Consider the following 24283-nt stretch of genomic DNA (forward strand, 5'->3'; position numbering starts at 1 on the left):
GAGCACGCTTTGGGTGCAATGCTGAGAATGAATTTTCAGGAATGAGCCAGGCTTTTATTTGCTGGCTCAATTTGAATAGAGTGAGGGTTACTTCTTAAATTTCGCCAAAATACGATCCAAATGGTTTGCAAATTCGCGTCGATCGGTTTGAGAAAGCGCGGCGGGCCCACCTGTCTGAATTCCGCTTGAACGCATGGTTTCCATAAAGTCGCGGATATTTAGGCGAGCTTTGATGGTGTCTTTTGTATAGAGCTCGCCACGAGAACTGAGGGCTTGAGCGCCTTTAGAGATAACCTCATCTGCAAGCGGAATATCTGACGTGATCACCAAATCGTTGGCTTCTACACGCTTGACGATTTCGTTGTCTGCGATGTCAAATCCCGCAGGGACTTGTAGCGAATGGATGTTGTCTCTTTTCGGCACAGGGACAACGTGGTTAGCGACAAACGTACATTCAATCCCCGTACGCTCGGCGGCACGCACAATGGTTTCGCGAATAACTTTTGGACACGCGTCTGCATCTACCCATAACTTCATGATGATTTCTCACTTAGCTTGGCTTCTAGCTCTTCAATACGAGCCACTAATTTTTTCACCGTGCTTTCTAGCGCTGCAAGACGATCATTATCGGTGTGCGCTTGTGCTGCGACTTCAACCTTGGGAACACGCTGAGCACTTTTCCAACTTTTTATTGCGGTGATTAATGCAGGCATTGGGACGGGCGTTTTCAAGCGTGCTTTCACTAACGCTACGGTTGGTTCTTTTCCTTGTTGTTGCAGTTGTTCCATTACCGCTTCTAATTCTTTAGTAACGTCTTGAGTTAACATTTTTAATCCTTAACAACGATATATCTATCATCATACGTTGAGTGCGCTAATTTGGCGAATGGCATTTTGGAGAGTGTAGTGTGAGAGATCTCTTACATAGGTTGTGAGAGAAAACGATTTCGTAAGCGGGAAAAGAGAAGATAAAGAGCTTAAGTTTATGATAAATAATGATTTAACAACTTGTTAACCAATGTGAGAGCCAAATATTTATCTTGGATAGATTGTCTATTTTTGGAAAAGGCGTAAATTGAGAGTTGTCAGCAGGAAGCAGACATGGAACAGGAAAGCACCAAGGATTTGGTTATCGTCAGGAAGACGATTTGGTTGGTCAGGATGATTAATCAAGCATGGAGCGTAGGACATTGTAAGGATACGATCATCAATAGGATGTTGATGACTAAGGATAGACAATGGACCCTCTAGGATTGAGGTTATGGACAGCATCAGGAAGATGCAAGGGACACCGCTCAAGGAACAAGTGACGTGTGCTAACGAGGAATGTTAGCAGTCAGGATGATAAGGACACCGCTAGGACGGCGACGTAAGGAATAAGCTGACGGAATCAGCCACTATTATGGATGATGCATGGAGCACTTTTAGTAGCCGGACTGCTGCGAGTAAGACCATGACCCCGATACTTATGTGTCGGGGTCTTTCTTATATAAAAACGATATCCAGTGTTCTCATTGAATTAAGCATCTCGATGTTGCTTGGGGATATCAATATCACAAAATATATAAATTCCTAATAACACTTAATAAAAAACAACTCAGATCAATATCCTTTCCAACCAGTTGGTTTAACTTTCGGCTTCTCTACAAGGTGTTATGCCCGCAATCATTGAGCATGTTCAGCTCATCGAGTTTGTGATCTGCGGATAGATTAAGTTTGTTGTAATCAAGGAACAGATGTGGCCATAGTAACCAGAAGAATGCTTCTTCTACCCTACAATGAGTCGTTGCAACTAGAATTCGTCATGCTGAATTGCTGTGCGAAAAACCGTGCTGAATTGAATGGTCCGTATACAGTTGCGTCTGCCAAACAGATGTTTGAGAAAATACTGGATGATGAGAACATTTATAGTATGGCAGTGCTAGAGAGCACCAGTCGTGACTATATGGGGCACGTGTTTATTGCTAATCTCGATTCCGAACCTGAATTAGGGTTTATTTTTGATAAATCATATTGGGGTAAAGGGTTAGCAACAGAAGCACTAAAAGCATTTTTCCCCAAAGCGTGCCGTGAGTTGGGCTTGAATAAGGTGAAAGCTAACGTGAATAGCAATCATCAAGCTTCTATGGCGGTACTGAAAAAGCTGGGATTTGTTAAAACAAAAGAAAGTAAGGATATATATGGTCCTTACTTTGAAATGGAATTTACAAGCGATGCGGTGGTAGGTGAAAGTTCTGCGGCCTGAAACCGACCATGGTTAACTCTCCTTGGTAGCAATCGTCACCAAGAGATGAAAACTCAAATTGATACACCGTATGCCAACGCCAGACTCCGTCTGGCGTTTTTAGTTTATGGGCACCAAAGGCGATGCTGATTAATTGGAGATCCAATTGCTCACATTTACGCGTGATGGCCGCTTTTGCGAGTTCGGCTTGGCGACGCTGTTGCCAAAACAGGTAACAGAAAAAGCAGAGCCCTAAAATTGCTAAAAGATCACCAATCATTCCTGAACCTTTCTTAGCTTTTTGTTGCTTGTTGTAAGCTTACTAGCGCATTTGCTAGTTCCTCTGATGGGTTTGAATGCAGCAAAGGCAATAACACCATTCTTAACTCTGGCAGCATCACTAAATCGGCAAATAACTGATTAAATAGGGCTTGATTACCGGTTTGAGCTAAACGCAGCAAAAACTGTTCTGCTACCTTTTCATTGGCGAGTAAGTGCCAAGCGCGACCCGCCACACCAATCAATACCTCCTGATGGCTTAAACGAGGGCTATGCAATATCGCATCTAATACTGGAGAGGCGACTTCTGTTGGTGCACCAGCAAGGGCTCGGATAAGTGCTGAAAGTAGGAAGAGATCAGGTTCGCTACTTGCGATTTCTTGCTGTGCCTTTTCCGCAATACGTTCTGCTAAACGCTCTTGAAGCTCTACATGCTCAAGCGCACCTAATAGGGCATAAAGTGGCTCATTTGGTAGGTGGTTCAACGCTTTGCGTATCATTACCCCGTTTTGCTCTTTGTCCAAACGAGCGGCCATGTCGGTGATCCCTTGCAGACCTACGGTTTGCCAATTATCCCAGCCTAAACCACCTGAAAAGTAATGCTGAGTGTGCTCATAATATTGGCTGGTAGGAAGATCGAGGTTCGCGCGGACCTGGCTATGAAACACGGCCATTTTGTCTTCGGAAGGTTTGAACGTATATGGGTTATTAGACAGCTTTTGCTGTTGCTCTTCAGAGATATCACCATTGAGGCGTGTTCCCATGGCTTCCACTACGTATTTAATGAAATTGCCGATATCCGCTTGCTTTAACAAACCGCGCTCGTCCAATTCAAACTTTAGAAACCAAATCCAAGGTTGCTTTTGTTCATTCCAATAAGCGATGGCAAGGTGTGCTTTACGCTGCATTGGGAATGGGTACGGTGCTTGACCTTTTTCTACATCGGCAAACTCTTTCTTAGCGATGGTTTTGATACGACGACCAAGATCGAAGATTTGATAATCACAGCGGCTGTTGTTCAACAGTTGAGTGAGGGTTTGAATGTTTTCCATTAAATACGACGTCCTAACGTTCTTTTCACAAGAAATGGTATCATTCTCGGCTAATTCAAGGTTCGAGATAGAATTAATGGTAACAAATACTCAATTGGTCGACTTACTTCACCAACTTGAAACGCAGCTTAAAGAACATAAGTTGTGGCAACACACTAGGCCTTCAGAGCAAGCCTTACAAAGCGTGGAGCCATTTGCGATTGATACATTGCATCCTCATGAGTGGTTGCAGTGGATCTTTATAGACAGAATGCACGTGCTAGTGGAAAACAACCAACCATTGCCAAGAGGGTTTTCTCTCGAGCCCTATTTTTCAGAAGCGTGGAAGCAGGAACCGCAGTTCGCAGAGCTGCTTGTTACAATCCGAACCATTGACGAACTGTGTAAGTAAACTAATGCTAGAACAAAAAATAGCGCGATCTTCAGAACCAGTTGAGCTGGAGATCGTTTATCAGGATGAATATTTTGTAGCGGTCAACAAGCCTGCCGGCATGTTAGTGCATCGCAGTTGGTTAGATAAACACGAAACTCAATTTGTCATGCAAACTTTGCGCGACCAAATTGGTCAGCATGTGTTCCCATTGCATCGTCTGGATCGTCCAACATCTGGTGTGCTTGTGTTTGCGTTGTCGAGTGAAGTCGCATCACAAGTCATGCCGATGTTTGCTGAACATAAAATGGAAAAGACATACCACGCAATAGTACGCGGTTGGATTGAGGAAGAGGGCGTCTTGGATTACGCACTCAAAGTGGAGTTAGACAAGATTGCTGATAAGTTCGCTTCACAAGAAAAAGAAGCGCAAGAAGCGGTGACGGAATATAAGCCGTTGGCTAAAGTGGAGGTTCCCTATTCGACGGGTAAATTTCCTACAACGCGTTATTGCTTAGTTGAGATGAAACCTAAAACGGGGCGTAAGCACCAACTTCGTCGTCATATGGCACATCTACGCCATCCGATCGTGGGTGATACAACGCACGGGGATGGAAAGCACAACAAGCTGTATCGCACAGAGTTTGATTCTCATCGTTTGCTACTGCATGCTTCAGAGTTACGGTTTGTCCATCCATTTACCGATCAAGAGATTGTCATGACGGCCAATCTTGATGAAACTTGGCAGCAATTGTTTACTCGATTTGAGTGGGATGAACCGATAATCGGCGCAGTTAGATCTAGATAATGATTGAGTACAAATAAAAAGGGTTAGCATCAATGCTAACCCTTTTTAATATTTAAGACTTAACGTTTTACTTTAGTTTTTCAAGATCCGCTTCGATCTCTGCGATCTTGCTCGAAACGACTTTTTCTAAATGACGAAGGTCTGAAAGAATTTTCTCTTTTACATCAACCTCAGGTTGTTTCGTTGGCTTAGTGATTTTATTCAGTTCATCAATGACTAATGTGAGGTTACGGTTGATTTCCGTTACTTCTTTATATTTGTGACTGCCACTGTCCACAAGAACATTTTTGATTTGGCGCGGGTATTTGAATTTAACGCTTTTAGCGAACAGTTCGCCTTTTTGCTTGTGGAAATAGATCTTGAGTACGTCTTTGTGTGCTTCTTGGCGTAGGGAATAACGTTCAATCTGCTTAGGGTCGTGAATACCCAAACCAGTGAGGTGGGGATACATAGGCTACCTCTATTACATCGAATTGATATTGATATAACTGTAGCAGCCTATGTATGAGCTAGATAGCTGATATTTAGCCAAAATGCTTAACTTGTGGGCAAGATCGCTCTCGCCCTGAACCGAAAAGATTGGCAGGTTTGATCTAAGCTGCGACCTCATCAGATAACTTTTCGATCAATCTCTCTCTTAGCTCATCCTGTTGTTCTTCACTTAATCTTCCCCCTGCATCACTGGTTAAAATAAACAAGTCTTCTGCTCGCTCACCAATGGTGGTGATTTTTGCACCATGAAGGTTGATATTTAAATCAGCAAACGTACGGCCTACTTTGGCCAACAGCCCTGGTGTGTCTAGCGCGACAAACTCCATTAAAGTGTGTTTTTTACCTTTGGTTGGTAAGAAGTCGACTTTGGTTTTCACGTTAAAGTGCTGAAGTTTGTTCGGAGTACGGCGCGTTTTAATCTTGGTTGGTCGGCCTGCCTCCAGTACATGAGTGAGGTGTTTAATCACCGCGGCGTGACGAGACTCATCGATCGCTTCGCCATGTTGATCGAGTACCATAAAGGTATCAATCACGTGCCCATCTTTGCTGGTCATGATTTGCGCGTCGTGTACATTAAAATTACGCCTATCTAACTCCGCCACGACTGTCGCAAATAAAGCAGGCTGGTCTTTCGTATATACAAACACCTCAGTGCCGCCACGAGTGGCTTTTTTACTGATCAACACCAAAGGCTTAGTCGGATCTTCCATGCGAAGTAAGTGTTCGCAGTGCCACGCGATTTGCGTATGGGTATGACGAAGGAAGTAGTCAGCTTTGAAGCGTTGCCACAATACTTCAATTTCGCGCGCGGCAAACCCCTCTTTGCGCAGCATTGCGGAGGCCATTTGTTGATTGTGGCGAATTCGCTCACGCACATCGACAGGGTTCTCTAGGCCTCTACGTAAAGCACGTTGTGTGGAGTAATACAGCTCCGCAAGTAAAGTTCGTTTCCAAGCATTCCAAAGTTCTGGGTTCGTTGCACAAATATCTGCAACTGTCAGGCATACAAGATAATCGAGAGATTCTTCGTCTCTGACTTTTTTGGCGAATTCGGTAATGACATCGGGATCATAAATGTCTCGGCGCTGTGCGGTGACAGACATTAATAGATGATGTCTTACCAACCAAGCGACAAGTTTGGCCTCGGGCTTCGATAAGCCATGCTCAATGCAGAAGTCGTACGCTTCTCCTTCACCGATAATCGAGTGATCGCCGCCACGACCTTTCCCGATATCGTGGAAAATAGCGGCAATAATCAGCAGCTCTTTCTTTTGCATCCGAGGGTAGACGTCACAGCAAATAGGGTGCTTCGCATGATTTTCTGGGTCACTAAAAGTGTTGATGTGTTTAAGTAAGCGAATACTGTGTTCATCAACGGTGTAGGCATGGAATAAGTCAAACTGCATTTGACCAACAATCTGACTCCATTGCGGTAAATAGGCCGCCATAACCCCTAATCGGTGCATGAGACTGAATGCTTTGTGCAGAGCATTAGGGTGACGACATAACGCCATGAACTTTTCACGCGCAGCAGGAATGGTGTGCAAAAACTTGTTGAGCCGACGGCGAGCGGTGCGAAGTTGACGCAGCGTTGGTGGGCTCACCCCTTCAATAGTTGAGTCGTTAGCAATATGTAAGAACATATCCAGAATAGTTTCTGGGCGAGCTTGGAACAATGCGGGTTTCCGCGCTTCAATTAAAGAACCGCGACGTTGAAAGTCCGTATCGAGAATCTCGGCACTTTCTGTCGCCCCACCATTAATGATCGCTTGGTCAAAGAGTTTGAGTAGCATTTTATTGAGCTCTGCCACACGACGAAGCGTGCGGTAGAACTCTTTCATCATCATTTCTACGCCTCGGTTGCCTTCTCCGACGTAGCCTAGATTTTCCGCAACTTGTGCTTGATGAGCAAAGGTTAAGCGGTTGTCATAGCGGCGAAGCTCCATGTGCAGAGCGAAACGTACTCGCCAAAGGAAGTCCTGACATTCAACCAATTCTCGGTATTCTGCGTCAGTTAAAAATCCGTATCGGCTCATTTCCAACAATGAAGTCGCACCAAAGTGACGTCGAGCGACCCAGCTTAATGTATGAATATCGCGTAGCCCGCCAGGGGTTGATTTAATGTCCGGTTCCAAGTTGTAGGTCGTGTCGTGATAACGCGCATGGCGTTCGCGCTGCTCTTGAATTTTAGCGCGGTAAAACGTCTCACTTGGCCAGAAGGAGTCTGATAACACGACTTTCTTCAGTGCCTGAAAGGTGTCCTCGCTTCCACACAGCAGTCGCGCTTCTTGCAGGTTTGTCGCGACCGTTAGATCGGCTTTACCAATTTCAGCACATTCAGTAACGGTGCGAACAGCGTGTCCGACCTCGAGTTTTAAATCCCACAACAGCGTAATGAATTCGCTGATTTTTGCTTCTAACGCGGTTGGCAGTTTATTGTTCGACAGAATCAAAATATCGATATCGGAGAGCGGATGCAGCTCGCCTCGTCCGTAGCCACCAACGGCAACTAGGGAAATGTTGTAAATATCCTTGAAACCAAAATGTTGCCACAAACGATTGAGAAGCAGATCCATATATTCAGCTCTGGCTAAAACCAAGCTTGTTACCGGATGATGATTGAGAAACTCTTGGTTTTGATTAGAGCTAAACTTCTCTAATTCTTGTTTGAGTTCACCGATATTGATTTGTTCATCGGAAAAGGTAAGAGGGGACTGAAGTGTCATATTTGCCATCCGTGCAAGCTAATCTAATAACAATCTAACAAATTTGCGGCAGATAAAAAATATCCCCGCCGAAGCAGGGATATAGTAAACAACGAGTGGTCGTCAGCTTTACGCGTTTTTCATTAGGCGAGGAATCGTATCGTCGCTACGAAGCGTCAGTACTTCACAACCTTCTTTTGTTACAACAATGGTATGTTCCCATTGCGCAGAGTTCTTGCCGTCGCCCGTGTAAACAGTCCAGTCATCTTGTGCATCAACAGAGCAACCAAATTTACCTGCGTTAATCATCGGCTCAATAGTAAAGCACATGCCTTCTTTTAATACGCGGCGGTCTTTGTTCTTGTAATGAACCACTTGTGGTTCTTCATGGAACTCATCGCCGATACCGTGGCCACAGAAGTCTTTCACAATAGAAAACTTGTTGCGAGGATTGTTCTTGTTATTCTCTTTGATGTACTTCTCGATAGCTGTACCGATGTCACCAACCGTTGAACCTGGCTTAACGGTACGCATACCAACGTACAGTGCTTCTTGAGCTACCATGCACAGACGTTTGTTTGCAGGCGAAACATCACCGACTAGGAACATCTTAGAAGTGTCACCATGGTAACCCTGAGGACGCACGCTCAGATCGGCATTCTCATCATTTGGAACGATTACGGTAATATCAACGTTTAAGATGTCGCCATCTTTTAGTACCGCCGGCTTCATTTGGCCGTTGCTACCGATTTCGTCTTTCTCCGCTGGAATACCATGGCATACGATATGGTTGATTGAAGTACAGATCGACTTAGGGAAACCATGGTAATCAAGCGGAGCAGAGTATGCGCCTTTTTCTAGAGCGTACTCATGACAGATTTTGTTTAACTCTTCTGTCGTCACACCAACTTTGATGTGTGGTTCGATCATTTCTAGAATCTCTGCGGCTAGCTTGCCCGCAATGCGCATGCGTTCTATTTCTTCAGCAGTTTTAATCTTGATTGACATTGGCTTTCTCTACTTATTCCTAAGCACGTAAACGTGCGAATGGCCGCATTCTATCAGACATCGGGGCGTTAACCCAAGTTAGATAGGAATATGCATCATTCTTAATTCGATCATATGTTTAAAGTTTTGCTTATAAATAGGAGAAAGTGGCTCGGTGAAGAAATAATTTTTACTAGCCACAGTGAGCTAAAATATGGTATAAAGCGCGCCGGAATAGAGGACTGTTCTCTTCGTTTAGCAAAGTTAAGCGGCGAAGCAAGCTTCATCCGAATAACCTTTTATCTTTAAATCACACACATTCCGTCACATATTCCGGGGTGCTGAGCAGAAGCTTGGTCGGAGTTATGGGGAATGTGGAGGCCTAACCCCATAGAGGATTTTAAAATGGCAACTGTATCAATGCGCGATATGCTAAAAGCTGGTGTTCACTTCGGTCACCAGACTCGTTACTGGAACCCAAAAATGAAGCCATTCATCTTTGGCGCTCGTAACAAAGTTCATATCATCAACCTAGAAAAAACTGTACCAATGTTCAACGACGCTCTAGCTGAACTAGCTAAAGTTGGCGAGAAGAAAGGTAAGGTTCTATTCGTAGGTACTAAGCGCGCTGCATCTGAAGCTGTTAAAGAAGCTGCAATCGCAAGCAACCAGTTTTACGTAAACAACCGCTGGTTAGGCGGTATGCTTACAAACTACAAAACAGTTCGTCAGTCTATCAAGCGTCTAAAAGAACTAGAGACTCAATCTCAAGACGGTACTTTTGACAAACTAACTAAGAAAGAAGCTCTAATGCGTACTCGCGAAATGGAGAAGCTAGAGAAATCTCTTGGTGGTATCAAAGACATGGGCGGCCTACCAGACGCTCTATTCGTAATCGACGCTGATCACGAACACATTGCAATTAAAGAAGCTAACAACCTAGGTATTCCAGTATACGCTGTGGTAGATACTAACTCTAACCCAGACGGCGTTGACTACGTAATCCCAGGTAACGACGACGCGATCCGCGCTGTACAGCTATACCTGAACGCTGCTGCTTCAGCAGTATCTGAAGGTCGTAACAAAGACGTAGCTGCAGTTGCTGAAAAAGACGGTTTCGTAGAAGCTGAATAATAGCGGCTCTGTGTCACACTTGGTCTATGTGAAACCTTTGTGTAGCATAAACTAAGTTATAGTTAGCAATGGGGGCCGACAATGTTAGGCCCCTGTTTTTTACCTTATTTCGAATCAAACGAGGAAGACAGAATGGCAACTGTAACTGCTGCTCTAGTTAAAGAACTTCGCGAGCGTACTGGCGCTGGCATGATGGAATGTAAGAAAGCGCTTGTAGAAGCAAACGCTGACATCGAACTAGCAATTGAAAACATGCGTAAATCTGGCGCAGCGAAAGCAGCTAAGAAAGCTGGTAACGTTGCAGCTGAAGGCGCAATCATCATCAAAGAAGAAAACGGCGTTGCTGTTCTTCTTGAAGTTAACTGCCAAACTGACTTCGTTGCTAAAGACGGTAACTTCACTGCATTCGCAGAAGAAGTTGCAGCTGCAGCTCTAGCTTCAAAAGCTTCTGTTGAAGAACTACAAGCACAATTCGAAGACGCACGTGTAGCTCTAGTAGCTAAAATCGGTGAAAACATCACTATCCGTCGCGTAGAATACGTTCAAGGCACTGCAATCGCTTCTTACCGTCACGGTGAGAAAATCGGTGTTGTTGTTGCTGGTGAAGGCGACGCAGAAACTCTTAAGCACGTTGCAATGCACGTTGCTGCTTCTAAGCCTGAGTTCGTTAACCCAGAAGACGTACCAGCTGACGTAGTAGAAAAAGAGAAAGCGGTTCAAGTTGAAATCGCAATGAACGAAGGCAAGCCTGCTGAAATCGCTGAGAAGATGGTTGTTGGCCGCATGAAGAAATTCACTGGCGAGATCTCTCTAACAGGTCAAGCTTTCATCATGGAGCCTAAGAAAACTGTAGGCGAAATGCTGAAAGAAAAAGGCGCTTCAGTTTCTACGTTCGTTCGCCTAGAAGTAGGTGAAGGTATCGAGAAGAAAGAAGAAATGAGCTTCGCTGAAGAAGTTGCAGCAGCTCAAAAAGGTTAATCCTTAGAGACTGTATAAAGATTAGACCGTAGCCAAGGCTGCGGTCTTTTTATGAGCAGTGAACGATTAGCCGTGATGAATAGCCATAACTGAAGTTGTGTCTATTCATGACTGTTAATCAACAACTCTCTTTGGAAGGTAAACTCCATGACTACGAACCCTAAACCAGCGTATCAACGTATTCTATTAAAACTGAGTGGTGAAGCTCTTCAAGGTGAAGACGGTTTTGGTATTGATCCTGCGGTCCTTGATCGTATGGCACAAGAAGTTAAAGAACTGGTTGAACTGGGTGTTCAGGTTGGTGTAGTTATCGGTGGCGGTAACTTGTTCCGTGGTGCAGGCCTAGCTGAAGCTGGTATGAACCGCGTAGTTGGTGACCACATGGGTATGCTTGCTACAGTAATGAATGGCCTAGCGATGCGTGATGCTCTTCACCGTGCATACGTAAATGCGCGCGTTATGTCTGCAATCCCTCTAAAAGGCGTATGTGACGACTATAATTGGGCTGATGCGATCCGTGAGCTTCGCCAAGGCCGAGTTGTCATCTTCTCTGCTGGTACTGGTAACCCGTTCTTTACAACGGATTCTGCTGCTTGTTTACGTGGTATCGAAATTGAAGCGGATGTCGTACTAAAAGCGACGAAAGTTGATGGTGTATTTACTGCTGACCCTGTAGCAAACCCAGACGCAGAGCTGTATGATAAGCTATCTTATGCGGAAGTTCTGGATAAAGAGCTGAAAGTTATGGACTTGGCGGCGTTTACGCTAGCTCGTGACCACAAAATGCCAATCCGCGTATTTAATATGAACAAGCCAGGCGCACTACGTCGCGTGGTTATGGGCGAAGCAGAAGGCACGCTCATCAACGAATAAGCTTGGCTTAAGGTGCCACTCCAAAGCGTTAGGGTGGTGCTTGCTTTGCTCAACCGTTTTAGGCTTTCTTCAGGAAAGATGACATTTTTAAGGTGAAACTGTGATTAACGAAATCAAAAAAGACGCGCAAGAGCGCATGGATAAAAGCGTTGAAGCGCTTAAGAACAACCTTTCTAAAATTCGTACAGGTCGTGCACACCCAAGCCTACTATCTGGTATTTCTGTAGAATACTACGGTGCAGCAACACCTCTAAACCAAGTAGCAAACGTTATTGCTGAAGATGCACGTACACTTGCAATCACGGTTTTTGATAAAGAGCTGACGCCGAAAGTAGAAAAAGCGATCATGACGTCTGACCTTGGTCTAAACCCTATGTCAGCTGGCACTATCATCCGCGTTCCACTTCCACCGCTAACGGAAGAACGTCGTAAAGACCTAGTTAAGATCGTCCGTGGTGAAGCTGAAGGTGGTCGTGTTGCTGTTCGTAACATCCGTCGTGACGCAAACAACGATCTTAAAGCGCTTCTAAAAGATAAAGAAATCTCTGAAGATGAAGACCGTAAAGCACAAGACGAAATTCAAAAGCTAACTGACGTTGCAGTTAAGAAGATCGATGAAGTTCTTGCTGCAAAAGAAAAAGAGTTGATGGAAGTTTAATACTCCCACACACATCACTGTTGGAAAACGCTGTGCTCACAGCTCAGCGTTTTTTTATGTTAGTCTATCCAACTGATGGAACTCAATTAACTCCCTATGCAAAATTCTCAAGCCTTCTCTGATTCCCTTCCTAAGCATATTGCCATCATTATGGACGGTAATGGCCGTTGGGCTAAGTCCAAAGGAAAACCTCGCGTATTTGGTCATAAAAAAGGCGTTAGTGCCGTTCGTAAGACCGTGGCTGCTGCTTCAAAACTAGGCATTAGAGCCATGACGCTGTTTGCTTTTAGTAGTGAAAACTGGCGTCGTCCGGAGGAAGAAGTGGGTCTTTTGATGGAACTGTTTATCACGGTCCTGTCTAGTGAAGTAAAAAAACTACACAAAAATAACTTACGGTTGCGCGTGATCGGTGATACCAGTCGATTTAGTGAGCGTCTACAAAAGAAAATTGTAGAAGCAGAAAACCTAACGGCAGATAACACGGGTATGGTGATCAACATTGCAGCCAACTATGGCGGTAAATGGGACATCACAGAAGCTGCTAAAACGTTAGCGCTAAAAGCACGTAACGGTGAAATTCGTGTAGAGGATATCAATGAGCAGCTAATCACTGAGCATTTGACCATGGCAGACCTACCGGAAGTGGATCTTTTAATTCGCACCAGTGGAGAGTGCCGCATCAGCAACTTTATGTTGTGGCAAATGGCTTATGCAGAAATGTACTTTACACCAGAGTACTGGCCAGAATTCGATGAAGACAGTTTGGTAGAAGCTGTGACTTGGTTTATCAACCGAGAACGTCGTTTTGGCTGTACAGGTGAACAAATAAAGGCATTGATGGCAGCTCAATAAGGACTAGTTAGTTTGAAACAGAGAATAATAACAGCACTAATTTTAGCTCCCCTGGTTATTTTAGGCATTTTTAAATTACCGCTAATGGGCTTTATTGCCGCTTTAACTGCAATAACGCTATTAGGTTTTTGGGAGTGGACTCAGTTTACAGGAAGCAACTCTCGCATTGCTGCCCTTGTGCCGGCAATCATTATTACCGGACTTAGTTTTCTATACATCTCGCCTGATGCATATAGCCTCAATCACTTAACGACACCTCATTATGTCGTCTTGGGTATTGGTTTTGTTTGGTGGATTATTGCTAGCTTAATGGCGATTACTTACCCCAAAACGACGAAATCTTGGCAAAGTAATTTTGTTTTACGTCATGTATTTGGTTTTCTGACATTAATCCCATTCCTTTGGAGTGTGATTATTCTCAGAGCGTATGACATCACTGTAGATCCATACCACGGCGCAAAGCTTGTGTTGTACGTTTGTTTCTTGGTATGGGCTGCAGATAGCGGCGCCTACTTTGCAGGCAAAAGCTTAGGCAAACGTAAGATGGCTCCTCATGTAAGCCCCAATAAAACCATTGAAGGGTTAATTGGTGGCATTATCACGGCATTAATCGTAGCGTGGGCATTTGCTGATTGGTTCGATATCCAGTTCACTAGCCCTGTCCATATGGTGCTGATTACGCTGGTTACTGTCGTTGTTTCAGTGCTTGGTGATCTGGTTGAAAGTATGTTCAAACGTGTCTCAGGCATTAAAGACAGCAGTAACATTATCCCAGGGCACGGTGGTGTGCTAGATCGTATCGACAGCCTAACCGCAGCATTCCCAGTTTTTGCTCTTCTTTACTACGTATTCTAATTTATCAGGAGCGGCGTCGTCGCTCCTGAGCTTTCTAACGGTCTTACAACATGCAAAAGTTAACGATTCTTGGTGCTACTGGATCAATTGGTGCAAGCACGCTTAAAGTGGTCGAACAAAACCCAGATCTGTTTTCTGTCGTTGCCTTAGCGGCAAGCACTAACGTTGAAAAGATGATCGGTTTATGTCGTCAGTGGCAACCTAAGTATGCGGTCATGGCAGATAAAGCTGCGGCGTCTCAACTTCAAGCTGAGCTACACTCGGTTTCGCCAGGTACCGAAGTGCTAGGTGGTACTGATGCGCTATGTCATATTGCTTCGCTGGACGAGGTCGACAGTGTAATGGCTGCTATTGTAGGAGCCGCTGGCTTATTGCCTACCATGGCTGCCGTGAAAGCAGGTAAGCGAGTCTTGTTGGCAAATAAAGAAGCACTTGTAATGTCAGGCCAGCTATTTATTGATGCCGTTGAAGAATTTGGCGCAGAGCTACTTCCCGTCGACAGTGAACACAACGCCATTTTCCAATGTTTACCACAGCAAGTACAAACCAGTCTAGGTCGTTGCAATTTACAAGAACATGGCATTTCTCATATTTTGTTGACTGGATCTGGTGGTCCTTTCCGTTACACTGACATCGCAGAACTGGAGCAGGTGACACCCGCGCAGGCGATTGCTCATCCAAACTGGTCGATGGGGCCAAAAATTTCTGTTGACTCTGCCACGATGATGAATAAAGGCCTTGAGTATATCGAAGCTAAGTGGCTATTTAATGCTGATCGCGAACAACTGAAGGTGGTTATTCATCCTCAATCGGTAATTCATTCTATGGTTCAGTATCGTGATGGTTCGGTCTTGGCACAAATGGGAGAAGCGGATATGGCGACGCCAATTGCGCTCACCATGTCATACCCGTCAAGAGTGGAAGCTGGGGTTAAGCCGCTAGACTTCACGAAAGTTGGTGAGCTGACGTTTTTGCAGCCTGATTTTGCTCGTTACCCATGTTTAAAACTCGCAATTGATGCCTGTTATGAAGGTCAACACGCAACAACAGCATTGAATGCAGCTAATGAAGTCGCTGTTGATGCATTTTTAAATAACAGACTAGGTTTTACCGATATTGCTCGCATCAATGAGTCTGTGTTGAATAAAATCAACGCAAGCTGCAAAGCTGAGAATGCGAATAGCTTGGAAAGCTTGCTCGAGCTAGATAGAATGGCACGAACTATTGCCCTAGAAACCATACGCGAGCGTAGCTGATGACTGGTATATTGTGGAATCTCATTTCTTTTATCGTCGCACTGGGCATTCTTGTTGCCGTGCACGAATTTGGGCATTTTTGGGTTGCTCGCCGTTGCGGCGTTAAAGTTGAAAAGTTTTCAATCGGTTTCGGCAAGTCTATTTGGAGTAAAGTAGGCAAAGACGGAACGGAGTACAGCATCTCAATGATCCCTCTCGGCGGCTATGTGAAAATGGTTGATAGCCGTGTCGATGAGGTGCCAGAGCATGAGAAGCACCTAGCGTTTGATAAGAAGCCGTTATGGAAACGAACCTCTATTGTTGCGGCTGGCCCCATCTTTAATTTTCTTTTCGCAATTTTTGCCTATTGGCTGGTATTTCTAATTGGTATCCCAGCAGTTAAGCCTGTAATTGGTGAAGTTACGCCCAATTCGATTGTTGCGGAAGCTGGAATTGAATCTGGAATGGAACTTAAATCGATATCTGGTATCAAAACTCCGGATTGGGAATCAGTAAATATGGGATTGATTTCTCATATTGGCGATGATTTGATGACGGTAACACTAACGTCAGCGAATGAAGTTGGTTCAGAAGTAACGAAAACGCTCGATTTACGTGAGTGGAAGTTCGACCCAGAAACTCAGTCAGCGATGCAGTCGTTAGGTTTTGCTCCGTATACACCGGAGGTGTATCGAGTTATCGAGCAGGTCTCGCAAGGTGGAGCGGCGGAAAAAGCCGGTGTGCTTCCAGGTGATGAGGTTGTCGCAATTGGTCAACAACGCGTAACCGAATGGAAGCAAGTGGTTGAAGCGGTTCGTTCTAATCCTGATACACCGCTTGAATTGACGGTGTTGCGTCAGGGTTATGAGCAAACATTGACGCTGACGCCCGGTAGCCGTGAGCTAGCTAACAAAGAAGTCGTTGGTTTTGCAGGTATTGCACCTAAAGTCGCAGAATGGCCAGAAAGTTATCGCTTCGATCTTCAGTTTGGTGTATTCGAGTCAATAGGTAAAGCAGTAGACAAAACTGGCCAAGTCATTGGTTTGACAATCAGCATGCTTAAGAAGCTGATTGTTGGAGACGTTGGTCTGAATAATCTGAGTGGACCAATATCAATAGCCAAAGGCGCAGGCGCGACAGCAGATTATGGTTTGGTCTACTTTTTAGGTTTTCTCGCTCTAATTAGTGTTAACCTAGGTATTATTAATCTCGTTCCTTTACCAATGTTGGATGGCGGTCATTTGTTGTTTTTTGCAATTGAAGCAGTCATTCGACGTCCTGTTCCTGAGAAAGTGCAGGAAATGGGCTTTAGAATTGGTGGTGCGATCATCTTCTCGCTCATGGCGTTAGCGCTATTTAATGATTTTACTCGTCTGTGATAGTTCAGAGACAAAAGCAGTAGCAAGGAATAATTAGAACAAGTATGGCGATTAAGCGAATTCTATTTGCAAGTTTACTGGCGACCAGTGTATCTGCAAATGGAGCAGAGAACTTCGTAGTTCAAGATATTGAAATCGATGGATTGCAGCGTGTAGCACTGGGTGCTGCATTGTTGAAAATGCCTGTACGTGTCGGTGATACCATTGGCCAAGGCGATGTTGCAGAAATTATCCGCGCCCTGTATGCATCTGGTAACTTTGAAGATGTGAAAGTGTTGCGTGACGGTGGTGTTCTGATGGTTCAAGTCAAAGAACGTCCTACCATTGCAAGCATCTCTTTTTCAGGTAACAAAGCAATCAAGGACGAGCAGCTACAAGAAAACCTGAACGCGTCTGGCGTTCGTGAAGGTGAAGCGCTTGACCGCACCACGCTAAGCAACATTGAAAAAGGCTTAGAAGACTTTTACTACAGCGTAGGTAAATACAACGCAACAGTAAAAGCGGTGGTGACTCCACTACCACGTAATCGTTCTGATCTTAAGTTTGTCTTTACTGAAGGTGTGTCGGCAAAAATTCAGCAAATCAACTTTATCGGTAATGAAGTGTTCAGTGATGAAGAACTGCTTTCGCGCTTTAACTTAAATGTTGATGTACCGTGGTGGAATTTCCTTTCTGATGAAAAGTATCAAAAGCAAGTTCTTGCAGGTGATATTGAAGCACTCAAATCATTCTACCTGGATCGTGGTTACTTAAAATTTAACGTTGATTCGACACAAGTTGCAATCTCTCCTGACAAGAAAGGGGTATACATTACTCTTGGTCTAGAAGAGGGCGAGGTCTACACCGTTAAGGACGTGAAGTTCCGTGGTGATTTGATTGGCGAGGAAGCGACGTTCGAAAGACTTGTGCCATTTGAAGACAATGAGACATACAACGGCTCGTTGGTTACTTCAATGGAAGAAGGGATTAAGCGTGTGCTTGGTGAGTCCGGTTATGCTTATCCTCAAGTGAATACCATTCCTGAGTTTGACGACGAGAATCAAGAAGTTTCTTTGGTCGTTAACGTAGATCCGGGTAACCGAATTTATGTTCGTGACATTCGCTTCACGGGTAATAACTCAACCAAAGATGAAGTCCTTCGTCGTGAAATGCGTCAGATGGAAGGCAGTTGGTTGAACTCGAAATCGATTGAAACGGGTAAAACTCGTCTAAATCGTTTGGGCTACTTTGAAAATGTTGAAGTACAGACGGTTCGAGTTCCTGGTAGTGATGATCAAGTTGACCTAGTTTACTCTGTCAAAGAAGCGAACTCTGGTAGCGTTAACTTCGGTGTTGGCTACGGCACAGAATCGGGTGTGAGCTTCCAGGTTGGCCTGCAACAAGATAACTTCATTGGTAGTGGTAACCGTGTTGGTATCAACGCGATGATGAATGACTACCAGAAAAACATCAGTCTAGATTACCGTGATCCGTACTGGAACTTAGACGGTGTAAGCTTAGGTGGTAAGGTTTTCTATAACGAATTTGAAGCGAAAGAAGCCAATATCGTTGACTATACCAACGAAAGCTATGGCGCGAGCTTAACGTGGGGTTTCCCATTCGATGAGTTGAACCGTTTTGAATTCGGTGTCGGTTATACGCACAACAAGATCGGTAACTTATCGCCTTACTTACAGGTAGAGCAGTTCTTACGAGCACAAGCAGACAACATTGATTCTAGTGGAGCGTTGAACACAAACGATTTCGACTTCAATATCTCTTGGACACGTAATAACTTAAACCGTGGCTACTTCCCTACGGCAGGTAACCATCAGCGTGCATTCTATAAAATGACCGTACCTGGCTCTGACGTTCAATACTTCAAAATGCAGTACGATGTTCGTCAGTATGTGCCATTGACTAAAAAGCACGAGTTTACCCTCTTGTTCCGTGGCCGCTTAGGTTACGGTAATGGTTACGGTCAAACGGATGGCAACGATAACTTGTTCCCATTCTACGAAAACTACTACGCAGGTGGCTTTACATCGCTTCGTGGCTTTGGCTCAAACTCTGTTGGTCCTAAAGCGGTTTACCGTGATACATCTGGTTCAAACAATGGCGCAGATACAGCAACAGATGACTCTGTTGGTGGTAACGCCGTAGCGCTAGCAAGTGTTGAGTTGATTGTCCCAACACCATTTGCATCAGAAGAAGTACAAAACCAAATTCGTACCAGTATCTTCTTTGATATGGCAAGTGTTTGGGATACGGAGTTTGACTACCGCGATTCAGGTGCGGAATATGGTGACCGTTACTACTACGATTACTCAGATCCAACCAACTACCGCTCTTCTTACGGTGCGGCGTTGCAGTGGATGTCTCCAATGGGGCCACTAGTCTTCTCACTAGCGAAACCAATTAAGAAATTTGATGGCGATGATGAAGAGTTCTTCACATTCACTATCGGTAGAACTTTCTAAAGAGGAAAATATTTTGAATAAAATGATCAAAGCGGCTGGGATTGGCCTTCTTGTACTGAGCTCTTCAATGTTTGCAAATGCGGCAGAAGCTGCACAGAAAATTGCTTACGTAAATACAGCTCAAGTCTTTCAAGCTCTTCCTCAACGTGAAGTTGTACTACAAAAAATGCAGAAAGACTTCAAAAGCAAAGCTGATGAACTGAAGTCAATCCAAGCACAAGCTAAAACAAAGATTGAGAAGCTACAACGTGACGGCGAGCTTTTGGGTCAAGACGAAGTTGAAAAGCTACGTATCGATATCGCGAAGCTAGACAGCGAGTACAAAGTGAAAGCACAAGCACTTGAAAAAGCAAGTGCGCGTCGTGAAGCTGAAGAAAAAGCGAAGCTTTTCAAAACGATTCAAGATGCAGTTAAGAAAGTCGCAGACAAAAATGGTTACGATCTTGTGATTGATATCTCTGCTTTGCAGTACGGCAAGCCAGAATACAATATCTCTGAAGACGTAATTAAAGCTCTAAAATAAGAAGTTATGAAGACATTGACATTAGCCGAATTGGCGACAATTACCGGGGGTGAGCTGTTTGGTGACGAGTCTCTCGTTGTAAGCCGTGTTGCCCCAATGGATAAAGCACAAGAAGGTGACGTAACCTTCTTGTCTAACCCAAAATACGCAAAACACCTTTCTGAGTGCCAAGCTACCGTTGTTATGGTAAAGGCTGAGCATAAAGATCAATGCGTTGGAAATGCGCTAGTGGTTTCAGACCCTTATGTCGCATTTGCTCGTGTGGTTCAAGCGATGGATACCACACCAAAACCGGCAGACGATATTGCACCAAGTGCTGTGATTGCCGCTGACGTTAAGATGGGTGAGAACGTTACAATCGGCGCTAACGCTGTGATTGAAACGGGCGTAGAACTCGGCGATAACGTAAGCGTTGGCGCTGGTTGTTTTATCGGTAAGAACGCCAAGCTAGGGAATAACACCAAGCTTTGGGCTAATGTCACTATCTACCATGAAGTGTCATTAGGTGATGACTGTCTTGTTCAATCGGGTACCGTCATTGGCTCTGATGGCTTCGGTTATGCGAATGACAAAGGCGAGTGGATCAAAATCCCTCAGCTTGGTTCAGTGCGTATCGGTAACCGCGTTGAGATTGGTGCTTGTACTACGATTGACCGCGGTGCACTCGAAGATACTATCATTGAAGACAATGTCATTCTGGATAACCAACTTCAAATCGCGCACAACGTGCAGATCGGATATGGTACCGTGATGCCTGGTGGTACTATTGTCGCGGGCAGTACAAAAATTGGTAAGTACTGCCAGATTGGCGGCGCGTCTGTTCTGAATGGCCATATCACTATCGCAGATGGTGTGGCGATTACAGGTATGGGCATGGTAATGCGCAGTATCGAAGAAAAAGGCCTTTACTCATCAGGTATTCCACTACAAACGAACAGAGAGTGGCGTAAAACTGCAACTCGAGTTCACCGTATTGATGAGATGAATAAGCGCCTGAAAGCGGTTGAAAAACAGCTGGAACAGAAAGAAGAAATTTAGAACAAGTTATCTTTCGCTCTGTATTTAACGTGAAAGCTAACAGGCTCTAGTTCCATATTCTGTACGAAGACTCGCGAAATGCGGGTCTTTTTCTTCTATAATGACGCGCTCTAAGTAGATTTAACTCCAAGATGGTGCGTATTTTGCTAGTATATTGCAAAGCGATTCGGCTTTACGACCTGTTGCCACGTTTGCCATCTTGGCGGCAAAAAATTGATATAGGAAGACGACTTTGACTACTGAAAAGAAAACGATGAACATCTCTGAAATTCAAGAGCTACTACCTCATCGCTACCCATTCTTATTGATCGACCGAGTGATAGACTTCCAAGAAGAGAAGTACCTTCACGCGATTAAAAACGTGTCGGTTAACGAACCTCAGTTCACAGGTCACTTTCCTCAACTACCAGTATTCCCAGGTGTTTTGATTTTAGAAGCAATGGCTCAGGCAACAGGCTTACTTGCATTTAAATCATTTGGTGCACCAACAGAAAATGAACTGTACTACTTTGCAAGCGTAGACGGCGCGAAATTCCGTAAACCAGTGGTTCCGGGCGACCAATTGGTTATTGAGGTAGAATTTCTGAAAGAACGTCGCGGCATTGCTGCATTTAGCGGTGTAGCAAAAGTTGACGGCGAAGTGGTATGTTCTGCAGAACTGAAGTGTGCTCGTCGAGAGTTTTAATATGATTCATGAAACCGCTAAAATCCACCCGGCAGCGGTGGTAGAAGAGGGCGCCAAAATTGGTGCTAACGTAACAGTAGGTCCTTTTACGTACATCACCTCTACGGTTGAAATTGGTGAAGGCACAGAAGTGATGTCTCACGTTGTGATCAAAGGTCACACAACTATTGGCAAAGATAACCGTATTTTCCCACATGCTGTCATTGGTGAAGAAAACCAAGACAAAAAATACGGTGGTGAAGACACAACTGTGGTTATCGGTGACCGTAACGTCATTCGTGAAGCGGTCCAAGTTCACCGCGGCACAGTGCAAGACAAAGCAACCACGATCATTGGTGATGACAACTTATTGTGTGTGAATGCACACGTTGCGCATGATGTTGTTATTGGTAACCACACTCATATCGGTAATAACTCGATTCTTGGTGGTCACGTTACTGTTGATGACTATGCCGGTGTGATGGCACTGTCTGCGATTCATCCGTTTTGTACAGTGGGCGCTTACGCATACATTGGCGGCTGTTCAGCTGTGGTGCAAGATGTCCCAGCTTATGTACTCGCGCAAGGTAACCACGCTACTCCATTCGGCTTGAACCTTGTTGGCTTGAAGCGTAATGGCTTTGAGAAACCAGAGATTCGTGCGCTACAAAAAGCGTATAAAGAAATCTACCGTTCAGGTAAGACGCTAGAAGAAGTGAAGCCTATTCTGGCTGAAATGGCTCAAGAGTGGCCGGCTGTGAAGCGTTTCTCAGATATTCTGGAAACGACGGAACGTGGCATTATTCGTTAATTGGCGAATGAACCAATAAATAAAAAGATCGTGACCAAATTTGAGGTTACGATCTTTTTGTGTTTTATGGATAAGGCAAACCGTTATCCATAGCGCACAGGAAAAATAGCGAAGTAGATATGGAAAGACCATTACGTATTGGCATCATTGCCGGAGAATTGTCTGGCGATACGCTAGGTGAAGGCTTTATCAAAGCAGTAAAGCAACAATATCCAGACGCAGAGTTCGTAGGCATTGGTGGTCCGAAAATGATAGCCCAAGGTTGCGAGTCTCTGTTTGATATGGAAGAGCTTGCGGTGATGGGATTAGTCGAGGTTTTAGGCCGCTTACCGAGACTTCTTAAAGTGAAAGCTGAGCTCGTTCAGTATTTTACTCAGAATCCGCCTGATGTTTTCATCGGGATCGATGCTCCTGACTTCAACTTACGCCTGGAGCTTGACCTCAAGCAAGCGGGCATTAAAACCGTTCATTACGTGAGTCCGTCTGTTTGGGCTTGGCGTCAGAAGCGCATCTTTAAAATAGAAGCGGCAACGAACTTGGTGCTAGCATTTCTTCCGTTTGAGAAAGCGTTCTACGACAAATTTAATGTACCTTGCGAGTTCATTGGTCATACCTTGGCTGATGCCATCCCACTAGAATCAGAACAAGCGCCTGCACGTGAGTTGCTTGGTTTAGAACAAGATAAAAAGTGGCTTGCTGTCCTGCCAGGCAGTCGTGGTAGCGAGTTAAAAATGCTCTCAGAGCCATTTATTGAAACCTGCAAGTTACTCCATAAAAAATTTCCAGAACTGGGGTTTGTTGTCGCGCTTGTTAATCAAAAACGCCGTGAGCAGTTTGAACAAGCATGGAAAGAGCTAGCGCCAGAGTTGGACTTCAAGTTAGTTGATGACACCGCACGCAACGTCATCACCGCATCCGATGCCGTGATGTTGGCCTCCGGTACCGTAGCGTTGGAGTGTATGCTTCTCAAGCGTCCAATGGTGGTGGGTTATCGTGTGAATGCATTTACTGCTTTCTTAGCTAAACGTCTATTGAAAACGAAGTATGTGTCATTGCCGAATATCTTGGCGGATGATGAGCTCGTCAAAGAATATCTACAAGATGAGTGCACACCAGACAATTTGTTTACTGAGGTTTCTCGCTTATTGGAAAGCGACAATAAACCGATGTTAGATAAGTTTACGGAAATGCATCATTGGATCCGTAAAGATGCGGATCAACAAGCCGCAAACGCGGTTCTAAAACTGATTGAAAAATAGAGATTTATCATGGCTGTTAAACCAAAAGCGACCAAAACCAAAGTTGAACTCCCTCCGTTTGAATATCCGCAAGGTTACCAGCTTGTGGCCGGAGTCGACGAGGTAGGACGTGGCCCTTTGGTGGGAGACGTCGTCACCGCTGCGGTTATCCTTGATCCTCACAATCCTATTGAAGGGTTGAACGATTCGAAAAAATTGACCGAAAAGAAACGCATGGCGTTGCTTCCTGAAATCAAAGAAAAAGCATTGGCGTGGGCGGTCGGGCGTTGTTCTCCTGAAGAAATCGATCAACTGAATATTTTGCAGGCGACTATGGTTGCGATGCAGCGTGCAGTGGCGGGGTTACAGGTTCAACCTGATTTGGTGTTGATTGATGGTAACCGTTGTCCGGAGCTGCCAATGGATGCTCAAGCTGTAGTAAAAGGCGATCTACGTGTTGCCGAAATCAGTGCGGCTTCAATTATTGCCAAAGTCGTGCGTGACCAAGAGATGGAAGAGTTGGATAAACTTCATCCACAATTTGGCTTCGCGAAGCACAAAGGTTACCCAACTAAAGCGCACTTTGAAGCGATTGAGCAACACGGAGTGATCAGTGAACACCGCAAGAGTTTCAAGCCAGTAAAAAAAGCGTTAGGCATAGAATAATCAA

General features: G+C 44.7%; 25 protein-coding genes. 18 read left to right on the forward strand and 7 right to left on the reverse strand.

What is annotated here, in order from left to right:
* Positions 1-87 precede the first annotated feature (87 nt).
* Both R7E38_RS05475 and R7E38_RS05480 read right to left on the reverse strand, forming a co-directional pair.
* Complete coding sequence (locus tag R7E38_RS05475; RefSeq protein WP_005380310.1) at positions 88-537, reverse strand: YaiI/YqxD family protein; 450 nt, start codon at positions 535-537, stop codon at positions 88-90.
* Positions 534-827, reverse strand: a complete 294-nt coding sequence (locus R7E38_RS05480; protein WP_012841496.1) for a hypothetical protein — start codon at positions 825-827, stop codon at positions 534-536. The genes R7E38_RS05475 and R7E38_RS05480 overlap by 4 nt, the downstream gene beginning before the upstream one ends.
* A gap of 931 nt (positions 828-1758) precedes the next feature.
* Here R7E38_RS05480 and R7E38_RS05485 point away from each other — a divergent pair.
* Positions 1759-2244, forward strand: coding sequence for a GNAT family N-acetyltransferase (locus tag R7E38_RS05485; protein ID WP_005385338.1), 486 nt, complete (start codon positions 1759-1761; stop codon positions 2242-2244).
* On the opposite strand, the gene R7E38_RS05490 is transcribed toward R7E38_RS05485, so the two are convergent.
* Both R7E38_RS05490 and R7E38_RS05495 read right to left on the reverse strand, forming a co-directional pair.
* Positions 2204-2503 (reverse strand): DUF3301 domain-containing protein, encoded by a 300-nt coding sequence (locus tag R7E38_RS05490; protein ID WP_005380315.1) that lies wholly within the window; start codon positions 2501-2503, stop codon positions 2204-2206. The genes R7E38_RS05485 and R7E38_RS05490 overlap by 41 nt on opposite strands.
* A 13-nt stretch (positions 2504-2516) precedes the next feature.
* On the reverse strand, positions 2517-3554 hold the full coding sequence (locus R7E38_RS05495) for a DUF3549 family protein (protein WP_005391782.1): 1038 nt from the start codon (positions 3552-3554) through the stop codon (positions 2517-2519).
* Between the two features lie 76 nt (positions 3555-3630).
* Here R7E38_RS05495 and R7E38_RS05500 point away from each other — a divergent pair, with 76 nt between their 5' ends.
* Together R7E38_RS05500 and truC are read left to right on the forward strand one after the other, a co-directional pair.
* Entirely contained in the window at positions 3631-3945 is a 315-nt protein-coding gene (locus R7E38_RS05500; protein ID WP_005391784.1) for a YqcC family protein, read from the forward strand.
* Positions 3946-3949: 4 nt separating this feature from the next.
* On the forward strand, positions 3950-4732 hold the full coding sequence (gene truC, locus R7E38_RS05505) for a tRNA pseudouridine(65) synthase TruC (RefSeq protein ID WP_005391793.1): 783 nt from the start codon (positions 3950-3952) through the stop codon (positions 4730-4732).
* A gap of 67 nt (positions 4733-4799) precedes the next feature.
* Here truC and R7E38_RS05510 read toward each other — a convergent pair whose 3' ends face one another.
* The 3 genes from R7E38_RS05510 to map all read right to left on the reverse strand — a co-directional run bounded on the left by R7E38_RS05510 (position 4800) and on the right by map (position 8937).
* The gene (locus R7E38_RS05510) at positions 4800-5183 is read right to left on the reverse strand and encodes a DUF3461 family protein (RefSeq protein ID WP_005380322.1); all 384 of its coding nucleotides are present in this window, start codon (positions 5181-5183) and stop codon (positions 4800-4802) included.
* A gap of 142 nt (positions 5184-5325) precedes the next feature.
* A complete protein-coding gene (glnD, locus tag R7E38_RS05515; protein ID WP_017636037.1) occupies positions 5326-7950 on the reverse strand; it encodes a bifunctional uridylyltransferase/uridylyl-removing protein GlnD in 2625 nt (874 codons plus the stop codon).
* 108 nt (positions 7951-8058) lie between these two features.
* Complete coding sequence (gene map / locus R7E38_RS05520) at positions 8059-8937, reverse strand: type I methionyl aminopeptidase (protein ID WP_005380326.1); 879 nt, start codon at positions 8935-8937, stop codon at positions 8059-8061.
* A gap of 384 nt (positions 8938-9321) precedes the next feature.
* On the opposite strand from map, the gene rpsB reads away from it, so the two are divergent.
* The 15 genes from rpsB (at position 9322) to rnhB (ending at position 24279) form a co-directional block, all read left to right on the forward strand.
* On the forward strand, positions 9322-10050 hold the full coding sequence (gene rpsB, locus R7E38_RS05525; protein WP_005380327.1) for a 30S ribosomal protein S2: 729 nt from the start codon (positions 9322-9324) through the stop codon (positions 10048-10050).
* Between the two features lie 132 nt (positions 10051-10182).
* Positions 10183-11028, forward strand: a complete 846-nt coding sequence (gene tsf, locus R7E38_RS05530) for a translation elongation factor Ts (protein WP_005380328.1) — start codon at positions 10183-10185, stop codon at positions 11026-11028.
* 147 nt (positions 11029-11175) lie between these two features.
* Entirely contained in the window at positions 11176-11901 is a 726-nt protein-coding gene (pyrH, locus tag R7E38_RS05535; RefSeq protein ID WP_005380329.1) for a UMP kinase, read from the forward strand.
* Between the two features lie 100 nt (positions 11902-12001).
* On the forward strand, positions 12002-12559 hold the full coding sequence (gene frr / locus R7E38_RS05540; RefSeq protein WP_005380330.1) for a ribosome recycling factor: 558 nt from the start codon (positions 12002-12004) through the stop codon (positions 12557-12559).
* Between the two features lie 96 nt (positions 12560-12655).
* Positions 12656-13411: an isoprenyl transferase gene (locus R7E38_RS05545; protein WP_005380331.1), complete on the forward strand. Its 756-nt coding sequence runs from the start codon at positions 12656-12658 to the stop codon at positions 13409-13411.
* Positions 13412-13423: 12 nt separating this feature from the next.
* Positions 13424-14266 (forward strand): phosphatidate cytidylyltransferase, encoded by an 843-nt coding sequence (locus tag R7E38_RS05550; RefSeq protein ID WP_031779042.1) that lies wholly within the window; start codon positions 13424-13426, stop codon positions 14264-14266.
* 50 nt (positions 14267-14316) lie between these two features.
* Positions 14317-15522, forward strand: coding sequence for a 1-deoxy-D-xylulose-5-phosphate reductoisomerase (gene ispC, locus R7E38_RS05555; protein ID WP_226083464.1), 1206 nt, complete (start codon positions 14317-14319; stop codon positions 15520-15522).
* Entirely contained in the window at positions 15522-16880 is a 1359-nt protein-coding gene (gene rseP, locus R7E38_RS05560; RefSeq protein WP_005380334.1) for a sigma E protease regulator RseP, read from the forward strand. The genes ispC and rseP overlap by 1 nt, the downstream gene beginning before the upstream one ends.
* 44 nt (positions 16881-16924) lie before the next feature.
* Positions 16925-19339 carry an outer membrane protein assembly factor BamA gene (gene bamA, locus R7E38_RS05565; protein WP_005391802.1) on the forward strand — a complete coding sequence of 805 codons (2415 nt, stop codon included), beginning with the start codon at positions 16925-16927 and terminating at the stop codon, positions 19337-19339.
* A gap of 13 nt (positions 19340-19352) precedes the next feature.
* Positions 19353-19862, forward strand: a complete 510-nt coding sequence (locus R7E38_RS05570; protein ID WP_005391804.1) for an OmpH family outer membrane protein — start codon at positions 19353-19355, stop codon at positions 19860-19862.
* A gap of 6 nt (positions 19863-19868) precedes the next feature.
* Complete coding sequence (gene lpxD, locus R7E38_RS05575) at positions 19869-20900, forward strand: UDP-3-O-(3-hydroxymyristoyl)glucosamine N-acyltransferase (protein ID WP_005380347.1); 1032 nt, start codon at positions 19869-19871, stop codon at positions 20898-20900.
* Between the two features lie 232 nt (positions 20901-21132).
* Positions 21133-21585 (forward strand): 3-hydroxyacyl-ACP dehydratase FabZ, encoded by a 453-nt coding sequence (gene fabZ, locus R7E38_RS05580; protein ID WP_005380349.1) that lies wholly within the window; start codon positions 21133-21135, stop codon positions 21583-21585.
* Position 21586: 1 nt separating this feature from the next.
* A complete protein-coding gene (lpxA, locus tag R7E38_RS05585; protein WP_005380357.1) occupies positions 21587-22375 on the forward strand; it encodes an acyl-ACP--UDP-N-acetylglucosamine O-acyltransferase in 789 nt (262 codons plus the stop codon).
* 119 nt (positions 22376-22494) lie between these two features.
* Positions 22495-23634: a lipid-A-disaccharide synthase gene (gene lpxB / locus R7E38_RS05590; RefSeq protein ID WP_017636041.1), complete on the forward strand. Its 1140-nt coding sequence runs from the start codon at positions 22495-22497 to the stop codon at positions 23632-23634.
* 9 nt (positions 23635-23643) lie between these two features.
* A complete protein-coding gene (rnhB, locus tag R7E38_RS05595; protein ID WP_085570097.1) occupies positions 23644-24279 on the forward strand; it encodes a ribonuclease HII in 636 nt (211 codons plus the stop codon).
* Positions 24280-24283: the final 4 nt, after the last annotated feature.

Origin of the sequence: Vibrio sp. Vb2131 (assembly GCF_033338535.1) — a bacterium.
Classification (GTDB): domain Bacteria; phylum Pseudomonadota; class Gammaproteobacteria; order Enterobacterales; family Vibrionaceae; genus Vibrio; species Vibrio alginolyticus.

Coding starts and splice junctions, on each gene's coding strand:
- rpsB (WP_005380327.1), top strand. CDS start 9,322: ATGGCAACTGTATCAATGCGCGATATGCTAAAAGCTGGTGTTCACTTC.
- rnhB (WP_085570097.1), top strand. CDS start 23,644: ATGGCTGTTAAACCAAAAGCGACCAAAACCAAAGTTGAACTCCCTCCG.
- ispC (WP_226083464.1), top strand. CDS start 14,317: ATGCAAAAGTTAACGATTCTTGGTGCTACTGGATCAATTGGTGCAAGC.
- lpxB (WP_017636041.1), top strand. CDS start 22,495: ATGGAAAGACCATTACGTATTGGCATCATTGCCGGAGAATTGTCTGGC.
- R7E38_RS05510 (WP_005380322.1), bottom strand. CDS start 5,183: ATGTATCCCCACCTCACTGGTTTGGGTATTCACGACCCTAAGCAGATT.
- R7E38_RS05490 (WP_005380315.1), bottom strand. CDS start 2,503: ATGATTGGTGATCTTTTAGCAATTTTAGGGCTCTGCTTTTTCTGTTAC.
- R7E38_RS05495 (WP_005391782.1), bottom strand. CDS start 3,554: ATGGAAAACATTCAAACCCTCACTCAACTGTTGAACAACAGCCGCTGT.
- R7E38_RS05480 (WP_012841496.1), bottom strand. CDS start 827: ATGTTAACTCAAGACGTTACTAAAGAATTAGAAGCGGTAATGGAACAA.
- glnD (WP_017636037.1), bottom strand. CDS start 7,950: ATGACACTTCAGTCCCCTCTTACCTTTTCCGATGAACAAATCAATATC.
- lpxD (WP_005380347.1), top strand. CDS start 19,869: ATGAAGACATTGACATTAGCCGAATTGGCGACAATTACCGGGGGTGAG.
- truC (WP_005391793.1), top strand. CDS start 3,950: ATGCTAGAACAAAAAATAGCGCGATCTTCAGAACCAGTTGAGCTGGAG.
- R7E38_RS05500 (WP_005391784.1), top strand. CDS start 3,631: ATGGTAACAAATACTCAATTGGTCGACTTACTTCACCAACTTGAAACG.
- tsf (WP_005380328.1), top strand. CDS start 10,183: ATGGCAACTGTAACTGCTGCTCTAGTTAAAGAACTTCGCGAGCGTACT.
- bamA (WP_005391802.1), top strand. CDS start 16,925: ATGGCGATTAAGCGAATTCTATTTGCAAGTTTACTGGCGACCAGTGTA.
- map (WP_005380326.1), bottom strand. CDS start 8,937: ATGTCAATCAAGATTAAAACTGCTGAAGAAATAGAACGCATGCGCATT.
- lpxA (WP_005380357.1), top strand. CDS start 21,587: ATGATTCATGAAACCGCTAAAATCCACCCGGCAGCGGTGGTAGAAGAG.
- rseP (WP_005380334.1), top strand. CDS start 15,522: ATGACTGGTATATTGTGGAATCTCATTTCTTTTATCGTCGCACTGGGC.
- R7E38_RS05475 (WP_005380310.1), bottom strand. CDS start 537: ATGAAGTTATGGGTAGATGCAGACGCGTGTCCAAAAGTTATTCGCGAA.
- R7E38_RS05545 (WP_005380331.1), top strand. CDS start 12,656: ATGCAAAATTCTCAAGCCTTCTCTGATTCCCTTCCTAAGCATATTGCC.
- pyrH (WP_005380329.1), top strand. CDS start 11,176: ATGACTACGAACCCTAAACCAGCGTATCAACGTATTCTATTAAAACTG.
- R7E38_RS05485 (WP_005385338.1), top strand. CDS start 1,759: ATGCTTCTTCTACCCTACAATGAGTCGTTGCAACTAGAATTCGTCATG.